Origin of the sequence: Caballeronia sp. LP006, assembly GCF_031450995.1 — a bacterium.
GTDB lineage: Bacteria > Pseudomonadota > Gammaproteobacteria > Burkholderiales > Burkholderiaceae > Caballeronia.
In genome coordinates this window covers 711,179-723,091 of record NZ_JARTVW010000005.1, presented here as the reverse complement: position 1 = coordinate 723,091, position 11,913 = coordinate 711,179, and the positions used below count along the sequence as shown (strand labels likewise).

12 protein-coding genes are annotated in these 11,913 nt (G+C 62.1%); 7 read left to right on the top strand and 5 right to left on the bottom strand.

Annotated features, from left to right (window positions below; all coding sequences use genetic code 11):
* The first annotated feature begins 7 nt into the window (after positions 1–7).
* Positions 8–1,096: an AI-2E family transporter gene (locus P9250_RS20140; protein ID WP_244826933.1), complete on the top strand. Its 1,089-nt coding sequence runs from the start codon at positions 8–10 to the stop codon at positions 1,094–1,096.
* 72 nt (positions 1,097–1,168) lie between these two features.
* On the opposite strand, the gene purU is transcribed toward P9250_RS20140, so the two are convergent.
* The 5 genes from purU to P9250_RS20115 form a co-directional block, all read right to left on the bottom strand.
* Entirely contained in the window at positions 1,169–2,038 is an 870-nt protein-coding gene (gene purU, locus P9250_RS20135; protein ID WP_310394791.1) for a formyltetrahydrofolate deformylase, read from the bottom strand.
* Between the two features lie 24 nt (positions 2,039–2,062).
* A complete protein-coding gene (locus P9250_RS20130; protein ID WP_250462876.1) occupies positions 2,063–2,908 on the bottom strand; it encodes an NUDIX hydrolase family protein in 846 nt (281 codons plus the stop codon).
* Positions 2,909–3,100: 192 nt separating this feature from the next.
* Positions 3,101–3,715: a LysE family translocator gene (locus tag P9250_RS20125; RefSeq protein ID WP_309841275.1), complete on the bottom strand. Its 615-nt coding sequence runs from the start codon at positions 3,713–3,715 to the stop codon at positions 3,101–3,103.
* Between the two features lies 1 nt (position 3,716).
* Entirely contained in the window at positions 3,717–4,283 is a 567-nt protein-coding gene (locus tag P9250_RS20120; protein WP_244826929.1) for an adenine phosphoribosyltransferase, read from the bottom strand.
* A 57-nt stretch (positions 4,284–4,340) separates the two neighbouring features.
* Positions 4,341–6,335 carry a monovalent cation:proton antiporter family protein gene (locus P9250_RS20115; protein WP_250462867.1) on the bottom strand — a complete coding sequence of 665 codons (1,995 nt, stop codon included), beginning with the start codon at positions 6,333–6,335 and terminating at the stop codon, positions 4,341–4,343.
* 161 nt (positions 6,336–6,496) lie between these two features.
* On the opposite strand from P9250_RS20115, the gene kdsD reads away from it, so the two are divergent.
* The 6 genes from kdsD to P9250_RS20085 all read left to right on the top strand — a co-directional run bounded on the left by kdsD (position 6,497) and on the right by P9250_RS20085 (position 11,841).
* Positions 6,497–7,480, top strand: coding sequence for an arabinose 5-phosphate isomerase KdsD (kdsD, locus tag P9250_RS20110; RefSeq protein WP_244826927.1), 984 nt, complete (start codon positions 6,497–6,499; stop codon positions 7,478–7,480).
* Positions 7,480–8,046: an HAD family hydrolase gene (locus P9250_RS20105; protein ID WP_310394788.1), complete on the top strand. Its 567-nt coding sequence runs from the start codon at positions 7,480–7,482 to the stop codon at positions 8,044–8,046. The genes kdsD and P9250_RS20105 overlap by 1 nt, the downstream gene beginning before the upstream one ends.
* A 4-nt stretch (positions 8,047–8,050) precedes the next feature.
* Positions 8,051–8,653 carry an LPS export ABC transporter periplasmic protein LptC gene (gene lptC, locus P9250_RS20100; protein WP_244826925.1) on the top strand — a complete coding sequence of 201 codons (603 nt, stop codon included), beginning with the start codon at positions 8,051–8,053 and terminating at the stop codon, positions 8,651–8,653.
* Between the two features lie 40 nt (positions 8,654–8,693).
* Positions 8,694–9,395, top strand: a complete 702-nt coding sequence (lptA, locus tag P9250_RS20095; RefSeq protein WP_309841269.1) for a lipopolysaccharide transport periplasmic protein LptA — start codon at positions 8,694–8,696, stop codon at positions 9,393–9,395.
* 11 nt (positions 9,396–9,406) lie between these two features.
* Positions 9,407–10,174, top strand: coding sequence for an LPS export ABC transporter ATP-binding protein (lptB, locus tag P9250_RS20090; protein ID WP_244826923.1), 768 nt, complete (start codon positions 9,407–9,409; stop codon positions 10,172–10,174).
* Between the two features lie 149 nt (positions 10,175–10,323).
* Positions 10,324–11,841 carry an RNA polymerase factor sigma-54 gene (locus P9250_RS20085; RefSeq protein WP_244826922.1) on the top strand — a complete coding sequence of 506 codons (1,518 nt, stop codon included), beginning with the start codon at positions 10,324–10,326 and terminating at the stop codon, positions 11,839–11,841.
* Positions 11,842–11,913: the final 72 nt, after the last annotated feature.

Sequence of the window (11,913 nt, the reverse complement as noted above, 5' to 3'; positions counted from 1 at the left end):
CGCAGTCATGGCGAAGCGCAACGAAGCGGCCAACGAGGAGCGACGCATACGGGATCTTCCCGCGCGCCCCGTCAGGCTGACGAGCGACATGAGCATGCCGAAGTTGTCCGCCGTGGAGATCGGCAGCTATCTGGCGGCGTTCGCGGGTATGTACCTGGTTTTGCAGCTGAAGTTGCTGGGCGGACTGCTCGCCGGCATGCTGGTGTTCCAACTGGTTCACATGATCGCGCCCGTGATCGAGCGGCACGTCATGAGCCGCGGCGCGCGGCTGGTGTCCGTCGTCATCATCTCCACGATCATCATCGGCGGGCTCACGTTCGCGACGATAGCCATCATCGAGCACTTCCAGCAAGACGTGCCGAGCCTGCAAAAATTGCTGGATCAGTTGATGAGCATCACGTCGCACGCAAGGCTGCGCGTGCCGGATTGGATCGCCAATTACCTCCCGGTCGATGCCGATCAGATGAAAGACCGCGCCGCCGACCTCATGCACAAGCACGCCGAGCAATTGCAGCAAGGCGGCAAGGAAATGGCGCGCGGCTTCGGGCATATTCTGATCGGCATGATCATTGGCGCGATCATCGCGGTCGGAGCGCCGAAGCAGGCGCATCGGTTGCCGTTATCCACCGCGCTCGTCACGCGCGTGTCGCGTTTTTCGGATGCCTTCCGCCGCATCGTCTTCGCGCAGATCAAGATTTCGGCGATCAACGCGGTTTTCACCGCGCTGTATTTGCTGGTCGCGTTGCCGCTCTTTCACGAGCGTTTGCCGCTGTCGAAGACGCTCGTGCTGATCACGTTCATCGTCGGTCTGCTGCCGGTAATCGGCAATCTCATTTCCAACACCATCATTGTCGGGATTTCATTGTCGGTTTCGTTCGGCACGGCGGTGGCGTCGCTCGGCTTTCTCATCGTCATTCACAAGCTCGAGTATTTCCTGAACGCGCGCATCATCGGCGGGCAGATCGAGGCGCGCGCGTGGGAACTGCTGCTCGCCATGCTCGCGATGGAAGCCGCGTTCGGTCTTCCGGGCGTAATCGCCGCGCCGATTTTCTACGCGTATATCAAGCGCGAACTGATTTATTTGCGGCTCGTCTGAAGCGTGCATCGACATAAAAAAACCCCGCTGAATCTTTGAATTCAGCGAAGTTTCTCGTTTTGACGGCGATGCTTACCGGAACACCACCGTCTTGCTCCCATTCAGCACGACGCGATGCTCCACATGCCACTTCACCGCGCGCGCGAGCGTCACGCATTCGACATCGCGGCCAATGGCGGTCAGTTGATCCGGCGTCATGTTGTGATCGACGCGCTCCACTTCCTGCTCGATGATCGGCCCTTCGTCGAGGTCGGACGTCACGTAATGGGCGGTCGCGCCGATCAGCTTCACGCCGCGATCGAACGCCTGATAGTACGGCTTCGCGCCCTTGAAGCTCGGCAGGAACGAGTGATGAATGTTGATCGCGCGGCCCGCGAGTTTGTCGCACATTTCGGTGGAGAGAATCTGCATGTAGCGCGCGAGCACGACGAGGTCGGTATCGTTCTGGTCGATGATCTCCATCACGCGCGCTTCCTGCGCGGCCTTCGCCTGCGGCGTGCCGTTGAGAAGCGGCAGATGATGGAACGGAATGTCGTAGCTCGCGGCGAGCTGATAAAAATCCTTGTGATTCGACACGATAGCCGCGATGTCGATCTGCAACTGGCCCGTGCGATACCGGAACAGCAGATCGTTCAGACAGTGGCCGATCTTCGACACCATGATGACCACGCGCGGCTTCACCGATGCATCGTGCAACTCCCAGCGCATGCCGAACGTGTCGGCCAGTTCGCCGAACGACGTGCGCAGCGCTTCGAGGCCGGGATCGCCGCCGACTTCCTGAAAATGCACGCGCATGAAGAACTCGCCGGTGTGGCTGTCGCCGAACTGCGCCGAGTCCAGAATGTTCGCGCCGAGATTGAACAGAAACCCGGAAACGGCATGCACGATTCCCGGACGGTCCGGGCACGACAACTTCAGGATGAAACTATGTTCGGTCGACATGACCCGGTTACTCCTTAATCATTGTTAGAGCGATGGCGGCGTGTAGAGCGCGGCGATGCCTTCGCACGCTTCCTCGTCGATCCAGCGGTGGCGCAGCAGGCAATCGAGGGTGGCGAGCGTCGCATCGACGGTGAATTCGCCTTCCTCGATCCAGCGCGCGACATCCTCGATGCGCGCCAGGCGATGTTCGCCGACTTCGCCGTCCTGATTTTGCGGCGTGAAGTCGTCCGGAAGCTCGATGTCGTAGACGAAAAGCTGCTCGGCCTGCGTGCCTTCGGGAATCATCTGCAGCACGTGGAGCGTGCCGCCGGGCGTGGCCGTCGACGCGAGTTCGGCCGGCATGCCCGCTTCTTCCCAGCATTCCTTCACGAGCGTCGGCTCGATATCCATACCCCAGCCGATGCCGCCCGCGACCACGTTGTCGAGCCTGCCGGGATCGACGGACTTGGTATCGCTGCGGCGCGCGATCCACAACCGCGGCGCGCCATCGCGATATTTTACGATGCCGTTCAGATGCACTGCGTAAGTCATCGTGCCGAAGAAGCGCGAGGCCGCGCGTTCGATGAACGCGAGCGGCGCTGCTTGGAAGTCGTTGCGAATCGCGTAGGTTTCGTTGCGCCAGCCGGGAATCTTGCCCTGTTGAGCGAGCGTGTCGATGACATCGTGAAGCGCGGCCGTGCGCGCATCGACGTCGTTCAGCGATGGATGCAGCCGCACCGCGGTTGCATCGACTACGAAGATGTTCGGCCAGCGCGTGAGCGATGCGACATCGAAAGCGCGGATCCAGCCGACGCGCTCCTCGCCGATCAGAAAAGGCACATGCAGGGTGGCGTCGAAATGGCGGGCAGCGGCGATCGAAGGCAGGGACATGAAGGCTCCGGCAGGCTCGGCGGCCCGTGAAAGGCCGAAAATTGTAGCGCGGCCAATTGAATCGAAGGCTGGGCTTTTGCGCTCGCGGCTTGAGCGTTGGTGAGCGTTGGTGAGCGCTCGTGAGCGTTCGGTGAGCGCTGGTGAGCGCTGGTGAGTGTTCGTGGCGTTCGTGAGCGTTCGAAAGCGCCCGCCTCAATCCTTCAACGCGACGCGAATCCCGAGCGCGATGAACGTCACGCCAGCCAGACGATCCAGCCACAAGCCCACGCGCGGACGGCGCTTGAGCCACGAACCGATCATGCCCGCGCCGATGCCGAAGAGCGAGAACACCACGACCGTTTGCAGCATGAACGCGCCGCCAAGTTCGAACATCTGCAGCATCACGCTTTGCGCGCCGTGCGGATCGACGAATTGCGGCAGAAACACGATAAAGAACAACGTGACCTTCGGATTGAGCATGTTGCCGATCACGCTCTGCCGGAACACGGTCGAAAGCGGTTGGCTCGCGCGTTCATGCGCGGTCGCGATGCCACGGCTGCGCAAAGCCTTGATGCCGATCCACACGAGATAAGCCGCGCCCGCGAGCTTCACGGCCTCGAACGCCATCGGCGACGAGCGCAAGAGCGCCGCAATGCCGAGCGCCGCGAGCGTCGTGTGAAAGATCACGCCGCACGCAAAGCCGAGCGCCGCCACGATGCCCGCAAGCCGTCCTTGCGAGATGCCGCGCGCAAGCACTTGCAGATTGTCCGGCCCCGGCGCGACGGTAATCGCCACCGATGCGGCAAGAAAGAGGAGGAAATTCGGCATCTCAATGCCCCGCGAATTCACAAACGGTGTAAAGCGGCACGCCGCTTTCACGCAGCAGTTTCGAGCCGCCCAAATCCGGCAAGTCGATGATCGCCGCCGCTTCCACCACTTCCGCACCGAGCCGGTCCAGCAAAATCTTGCCTGCCATCATGGTGCCGCCGGTCGCGACCAGATCGTCGACGAGCACGATGCGATCGCCCGGTTTGCACGCGTCTTCGTGAATCTCGACGGTCGCGCTGCCATATTCGAGCTCGTAGGACTGTGAGAGCGTCTTGTACGGGAGCTTGCCTTTCTTGCGGATCGGCACGAAACCCAGGCTCAGTTCGTACGCGAGAATCGGCCCGATGATGAAACCGCGCGCATCGAGACCGGCGATCGAATCGAGTTTTGCATCGATATAACGCTGCACGAACAGGTCGATCAACGTGCGCAGCGCGCGCCGGTCCTGCAAGACGGGCGTGATGTCGCGAAACTGCACGCCGGCCTGCGGCCAGTTTTCGACGGTGCGCACGCGCTCCTTGATGAAACGCGCGGCGTCCGGCGTGACGTTCGTAGGGGTAAAGGACATGACTTCTCCAAGTCCGCGCTGTGAGGCCGCGCCCGCCTTGACGATGAAGAGAAAAAGTTACGCTGCCCGGCGGTTGCGCGAAAGCCGCTCTTCGGCTTGCGCGAGCCCTTCGGGCATGCCGCGCAAGACGACGATGTCGTTCGCGCGCAGCTTGGTGTCGGGGGCGGGTTCGACGCCCCGGATGCCGTGGCGCCGGATCGCGGTGACCTCGACACCGTTGCCGACGAGCCCCAGATCGTCGAGCGAATGCCCGACCGCGTCCGATTTCTCGTCGATCGGTACGGATTGTAGCCGCACCTGCTCGTGGCCATCGTCGTCGTCATCGTCATCGGCGCCGTGAAAGTAGCCGCGCAGCATGCTGTAGCGCGCGTCGCGCATTTCCTCGACGCGCCGCACGACGCGGCGCATCGGCACGCCCATCAGCACGAGCGTGTGCGACGCCAGCATCAGGCTGCCTTCGACGATCTCCGGAATCACTTCCGTCGCGCCCGCTGCGGTGAGCTTTTCGAGATCGGCGTCGTCGACGGTACGCACGATCACCGGCAAGGTGGGCGCGAGTTCGTGGATGTTGTGGAGCACGCGCATCGCGGATGGCGTATTGGCGTAGGTGATCGCGACCGTCGCCGCGCGATGCAGACCCGCCGCGAGCAACGATTCGCGGCGCCCGGCATCGCCGAACACGACCGATTCGCCGGCCGCCGCCGCTGCCGCCACGCGATCCGGGTCGAGGTCGAGCGCCACGTAGGAAATGCCTTCCTGCTCCAGCATGCGCGCGAGATTCTGCCCGGCGCGGCCGTATCCGCAAATGATCACGTGACCGCTTTGCTTGAGACTTTGCGTCGCGATCTTCGTCATTTGCAGCGATTGCAGCATCCATTCCGTCGACGACAGCCGCAGCACGATCCGGTCGGCGTTCTGGATGATGAACGGCGCGGCGAGCATGGACAGCAGCATCGCGGAAAGAATGGCCTGCAGGATGGTCGGATCGACGAGATGCGAATCCAGAATCAGATTCAGCAGCACGAAGCCGAATTCGCCCGCCTGCGCAAGCCCGAGACCCGTGCGCATGGCGACGCCCGGCGTCGCGCCGAACAGACGCGAGAGCCCGGTGATCATCACGGCCTTGAGCAGAATCGGCAGGATCAGAAAGCCGAGCACGAGGAACGGATGCTCCCAGATCACGCGCGGGTTCAGGAGCATGCCGGTCGTCACGAAGAAAAGCCCGAGCAGCACGTCGCGAAACGGCTTGATGTCCTCTTCCACCTGATGCCGGTAAGGTGTCTCGGCGATCAACATGCCCGCGATGAATGCGCCCAGCGCAAGCGACAGCCCAAACTTGTCGGTGATGAACGCGGCGCCGAGCGTCACCAGCAAGAGGTTCAGCATGAAGAGTTCTTGCGAGCGCCGGCGCGCGACCAGATCGAACCAGCGCGTCATGAACTTCTGGCCGATGAACAGCAGCACCGTCAACGCGACCACGATCTTGATCGCCGCGATGCCGAGCCACATCGCGAGTTGCGACGAATTGCCGTTGCCGAACGCCGCGATGATGATGAGCAGCGGCACCACCGCCAGATCCTGAAACAGCAGCACGCCGAAGATGTTGCGGCCGTGCTCCGATTCGAGTTCGAGCCGTTCCGCGAGCAGCTTGCTGACGATCGCGGTCGAGGACATCGACAACGCGCCGCCGAGCGCGAAGCTCGCCTGCCAGGACATCGGAATCCAGAAATTGGCGATCCAGCCGAACAGCAGCGCAAGCACGATGGTCGCCCCGACCTGGCTCGCGCCGAGTCCGAACACGATGCGCCGCATCGAGCGCAGCTTCGACAGCGAGAATTCGAGTCCGATGGAAAACATCAGGAACACCACGCCGAATTCGGCGAGATGCTGGGCGCGGTCGCTATCCGGCGCGATGCCGGCCGCATGCGGACCCACGATGATGCCGACGGTCAGATAACCGAGCATCGGCGGCAAATTGAAAAAGCGAAATACGACGACGCCTGCCACTGAGCAGAGCAGCAACAACAGCGTCATTTCGAGCGGAGAAATCATCCGTCCAGCGTCCTCGTTCGTCGGCGTTCCGGCACGCGCGAAGGCCGCGCGACGGTGTCGTGGAAAGGCCCCTGACGCCGGGGCCTGCGGGGGCGGATAGGCGGCGGCGCGTCACGCCCTTGAGCGGCGCGGCGAAGAAACGCCTTTGCTATACTCCGCGCATGATAGCGAAAATCAATGGCGACCGGGCACTGGGACTCGCTCGCGACGTGATCCAGATCGAAGCCGACGCCGTTCGCGGGCTCTCAGAACTTCTCGACGAAAACTTCACGAACGCAGTCGAAACGCTGCTTGCCTGCCGCGGGCGCGTGGTCGTGTCCGGCATCGGCAAGTCGGGACACGTGGCGCGCAAGTTCGCCGCCACGCTCGCAAGCACGGGCACGCCGGCGTTCTTCGTGCATCCGGCTGAGGCGAGCCATGGCGACCTGGGCATGGTCACGGCCGACGACATCTTCATCGCGTTGTCCAACTCGGGCGAAACCGAGGAACTCGTCGCTATTTTGCCGCTCATCAAGCGTCTTGGCGCAAAACTCATCGCCATTACGGGACGGCCCGAATCCAGCCTCGCGCAACTTGCGGACATGCATCTGAACGTGCGCGTCGAAAAGGAAGCGTGTCCCATGAATCTCGCGCCCACGGCCAGCACCACGGCCGCGCTTGCCATGGGCGATGCCCTCGCCGTCGCCGTGCTCGATGCGCGCGGCTTCGGTCCCGAGGATTTCGCGCGTTCGCATCCGGGCGGCGCGCTCGGCCGGCGCCTCCTGACTTATGTGCGCGACGTAATGCGCGTGGGCGACGAAGTGCCGGTCGTCTCGCTCGACGCCACGGTATCGGACGCGCTCTTTCAGATCACAGCCAAGCGCATGGGCATGACGGCGGTCATCAACGGCGATCGTCACGTGGAAGGCATCTTCACGGACGGCGACCTGCGTCGCATCCTGCAGCGCGACGGCGATTTCCGCGCGCTGAAACTCGCCGATGTCATGACGCGTAATCCGCGCACAATCGGTCCGGACCATCTTGCCGTCGAAGCCGTGGAACTGATGGAGCGCTTTCGTATCAATCAGATGCTGGTCGTGGACGCCGACGCGACACTGATCGGCGCGCTGAACATGCACGACCTCTTTTCCAAGAAGGTGATCTGATGGCGCAAACGCCTTCTTCCGCCGCTTCTGACGTATCCGCCGCGTCCGCTACCGAACGCGCGAGCCGCGTGAAGCTCATGATTTTCGATGTCGACGGAGTCTTCACCGACGGCAGCCTCTTCTTCACCGCCGAAGGCGACGCGATGAAATCGTTCAACTCGCTCGACGGCCACGGCGTGAAGATGCTTCAGTCGGTCGGGGTACAGACGGCGATCATCACGGGCCGCAAGTCGGGCATCGTCGCGGCGCGCGCGAAGGAACTGGGCGTCACGCATCTTTATCAGGGCGTCGCGGACAAGACCGTTGCCCTCGCCGGGTTGCTCGCCGCGACCAAAATAGCCGCCGACGAAGCCGGCTACATGGGCGACGACTGGCCCGACCTCGCCGTGATGCGCCGCTGCGGTTTCGCGGCCGCGCCGGCGAACGCGCATCCGGAAGTGATCCAACGCGTGCATTTCGTGGCCGAAGCGCGTGGCGGTCAAGGCGCGGTGCGCGAAGTCTGCGACGTCATCTTGCGCGCGCAGAACCGCTACGACGCGCTGCTAGCCGCGGCGCTCGGAGAATAAGCCAATGCCTCGTCCCGGCCGTTTCTCCTCCTTGCTGCCGCTCGTCGCCATGGCGGCGCTCGCGGGCATCACCTATTGGCTTCTGCAGAGCACGCTGCCGTCCGGTGCGCCCGCGCCCGAGCAGCCAAAGCGTCATACCGCCGATTACTTCGCCGAGAATTTTTCCGTCTCCGAACTCGATACCTCGGGCACGACGCAGTATCGCCTCACGGCCAAGTCCATGGTGCATTACGAAGACGACGAAAACAGCGACCTGACGCTGCCCGCCATGCGCATGTTCCAGCCGCAAAAGCCCACCGTCACGGCGACGGCGCAGCGCGGCACGGTGAACGGCGACGTGTCCATCGTCGATCTGTACGACAACGCCCGCATCCTGCGCGCAGCCGGTTTCGGCGATCCGCAGATGCAAGCGGATTCGCAGCATTTTCGCGTGCTGGTGAACGACGATGTCATCGAGACGGAAAAACCGGTTAGACTTCAGCGCGGCCCGTCCGTGATGACGGCCAACGGCATGAACTACAACAACGTGACCCGGGAAATGAAGCTCTTTGGTAACGTGCGCGGCGCGATAGCCGCGTCGGACATCAATGGCGGCTCGTCAAAGTAACCTAGTTATCCCGGCAAATCCTTCCGAATTTTGTGACTGCATGAACCAAAGCTTCCCTCGTCCCGATGGCGGCCACACGCGCGCAATGTTCGCGCGCCGCACCGCGCACGCCGTGCGGGCTGGGCTCGCGGCCGCCCTGGTCTCGCTGACTTCGCTCACCGCGATGCTGGCGCTGCCAACTCCGGCGCACGCCGAAAAGGCCGACCGCGACAAGCCGCTCAACATCGAAGCGGACAACATGTCCTACGACGACCTGAACCAGAAGAACGTGTTCACCGGTCACGTCGTTGCGACCAAAGGCACGATCGTCATCAAGGCGGATCGCGTCGATGTCACGCAAGATCCACAGGGCTATCAGTACGCGACCGGCACCTCGACCGGCAACAATCTCTCGTACTTCCGTCAAAAGCGCGATGGCCTCGACGAGTACATCGACGGCAACGCGGTCCGTATCGACTACGACGGCAAGAACGACTTCACCAAACTCACGACGCGCGCCACCGTGCGCCGCCTGCAAGGCCTGACCAAGGTGCAGGACGAAGTGCACGGCAGCGTCATCACCTACGACGGTCAGAAAGACTTCTACACGGCAACCGCTGGCAAGGACGTGGCCTCACCAGGCAATCCGACCGGCCGCGTGCGCGCCATGCTCGCGCCGCGCAGCGGCAACGCGGCGTCGCTGGATGGCCCGCCCGCCACGCTTGCACCGTCGAACACTCTAAAGGGAACGCCGCAGCAGTGAACTCGCCAGCCATGCCCCACCGTAAGCCGGAAGGCCAGTCGAGCTCGCTGGTCGTGCGCAATCTGAAGAAGCGTTACGGCTCGCGCACCGTGGTGAAAGACGTGTCGCTCGATGTGAAGAGCGGCGAAGTCGTCGGTCTGCTCGGGCCGAACGGCGCAGGCAAGACTACGTCGTTTTATATGATCGTCGGCCTCGTGCCGCTCGACGCAGGCGAAATCGTGCTCGACGATACCTCGATCAGCCTTCTGCCCATTCACCAGCGCGCGCATCTCGGTTTGTCGTATCTTCCGCAGGAAGCCTCGGTGTTTCGCAAGCTCACCGTCGAGCAGAACATTCGCGCGGTGCTCGAACTGCAGACGGACGAAACGGGCAAACGCCTGTCCAAAGACGCCATTACACAGCGCGCCGAAGCCCTGCTCGATGAACTGCAGATTGCGCATCTGCGTGAGAATCCGGCATTGTCGCTGTCGGGCGGCGAACGCCGACGCGTTGAAATTGCGCGCGCGCTTGCAACCAACCCGAGCTTCATCTTGCTCGACGAGCCGTTCGCGGGCGTCGATCCTATCGCGGTGCTGGAAATCCAGAAGATCGTGAAGTTTCTGAAGCAGCGCAACATCGGCGTGCTGATCACGGACCACAACGTGCGCGAGACGCTCGGCATTTGCGACCACGCGTACATCATCAGCGATGGCAGCGTGCTGGCAGCGGGTGCGCCGAGCGAGATCATCGAGAATGAAAACGTGCGGCGCGTTTATCTGGGTGAGCATTTCCGCATGTAACGCGTAGGACGAAAGGCGCGCGTACCGCGCCGCATCAAGTCGCAAGTGCAATTTTTACGTGCCGCCCACCGAGGCGGCACACGCTTTTTTGGATTCGCCGCGAGGTTTCGCGCGCGTGGCAAACTCTCTACAATGAATAAAAATTTGCCATGAAAGCCAGCCTCCAACTCCGACTATCGCAGCATCTTGCGCTGACCCCACAACTGCAGCAGTCCATCCGGCTGCTGCAGTTGTCGACGCTCGAATTGCAGCAGGAAGTGGCGATGGCCATCGCGCAAAATCCGCTGCTCGAGAACGAGGACGACTGGATTGCAAGCCCGCTGCGCGTCGCGGCAGACGGCTCGCTGATCTCGTCTCCCGCTTCGAACAATTCGGCGCCCGAACCCATGATGAGCAACGGCTCGTCATCGAGCACATCGAGTTCCGATCGCTCGGAGAATGGCGAGCCGCAAGGTGTCGACGAATACAACGGCATGGGCTCCGACAACGGCGCGGATTCCAGTTCGTGGAACCTCGAAGACTATGGCCGTTCGAATAACGCCTCGGACGACGACGATCTCCCGCCACTGCAAATCCACGAATCGACCACGACGCTACGCGACCATCTGACCGCGCAGTTGCGCATGACGTCGGCGAACCAGCGCGACCGCGCGCTGATCACGTTCCTGATCGAGTCATTGGACGAAGACGGTTATCTAACGGCCACGCTCGAAGAAGTCCAGGCCGATCTGCCCGACGAACTGGAAGTCGATGTCGACGAACTTAGCGCGGCACTCGCCTTGCTGCAGAGTTTCGATCCGCCCGGTGTGGGCGGCCGCTCGGCATCCGAGTGTTTGAAGCTGCAATTGCTGCGACTGGATGGTTCGCCCACGCGCACGCTTGCGCTGGACATCGTCAACAATCATCTGGAATTGCTTGCCGCGCGAGATTTCACGCGTCTGCGCAAGCACCTGAAGGCGAGCGACGATTCGCTGCGGGACGCGCATTTGCTGATCAAGTCATTGGAGCCTTTTCCAGGAGCTGCCTATGGCAAGAGCGAAGCCGATTACGTCGTACCGGACATTCTCGTGCGCAAGATGTCTGGCGGGTGGACCGCCGAGTTGAATCCGGAGATTGTGCCGAAGCTGCGTATCAACCACTTGTACGCGAACATTTTGCGCAACAACCGTGGTGATCCGGGCAGCGGTTCGTTGCGGCAACAACTTCAGGAAGCGCGCTGGCTCATCAAGAATATTCAGCAGAGATTCGAGACGATTCTTCGCGTCGCGCAGGCCATTGTCGAGCGTCAGAAGAACTTCTTCGCTCATGGCGAAATCGCCATGCGGCCCTTGGTTTTGAGGGAAATAGCTGATACGCTGGGTTTACACGAGTCGACGGTTTCACGCGTGACGACCGGAAAGTACATGCTCACCCCATTCGGGACGCTTGAATTTAAGTACTTCTTCGGATCGCATGTTTCGACTGACACTGGAGGCGCGGCATCGTCCACGGCGATCCGGGCCCTCATCAAGCAACTGATAGGAGCGGAAGACCCCAAAACTCCTCTTTCAGACAGCCGCATCGCCGAACTGCTGGCGGAACAAGGCTTCGTGGTTGCGCGGCGCACTGTCGCCAAGTATCGCGAGGCACTGAGAATTCCCGCAGTGAATCTGCGCAAGTCTCTTTGACCCGTCTCTATAGTCTGTCGCATGTCGCGACGGACGTTTACCGGCCGCAGCGCAAATGCGCGGACGAGCCGG

Coding starts and splice junctions, on each gene's coding strand:
- P9250_RS20140 (WP_244826933.1), top strand. CDS start 8: ATGGCGAAGCGCAACGAAGCGGCCAACGAGGAGCGACGCATACGGGAT.
- purU (WP_310394791.1), bottom strand. CDS start 2,038: ATGTCGACCGAACATAGTTTCATCCTGAAGTTGTCGTGCCCGGACCGT.
- P9250_RS20130 (WP_250462876.1), bottom strand. CDS start 2,908: ATGTCCCTGCCTTCGATCGCCGCTGCCCGCCATTTCGACGCCACCCTG.
- P9250_RS20125 (WP_309841275.1), bottom strand. CDS start 3,715: ATGCCGAATTTCCTCCTCTTTCTTGCCGCATCGGTGGCGATTACCGTC.
- P9250_RS20120 (WP_244826929.1), bottom strand. CDS start 4,283: ATGTCCTTTACCCCTACGAACGTCACGCCGGACGCCGCGCGTTTCATC.
- P9250_RS20115 (WP_250462867.1), bottom strand. CDS start 6,335: ATGATTTCTCCGCTCGAAATGACGCTGTTGTTGCTGCTCTGCTCAGTG.
- kdsD (WP_244826927.1), top strand. CDS start 6,497: ATGATAGCGAAAATCAATGGCGACCGGGCACTGGGACTCGCTCGCGAC.
- P9250_RS20105 (WP_310394788.1), top strand. CDS start 7,480: ATGGCGCAAACGCCTTCTTCCGCCGCTTCTGACGTATCCGCCGCGTCC.
- lptC (WP_244826925.1), top strand. CDS start 8,051: ATGCCTCGTCCCGGCCGTTTCTCCTCCTTGCTGCCGCTCGTCGCCATG.
- lptA (WP_309841269.1), top strand. CDS start 8,694: ATGAACCAAAGCTTCCCTCGTCCCGATGGCGGCCACACGCGCGCAATG.
- lptB (WP_244826923.1), top strand. CDS start 9,407: ATGCCCCACCGTAAGCCGGAAGGCCAGTCGAGCTCGCTGGTCGTGCGC.
- P9250_RS20085 (WP_244826922.1), top strand. CDS start 10,324: ATGAAAGCCAGCCTCCAACTCCGACTATCGCAGCATCTTGCGCTGACC.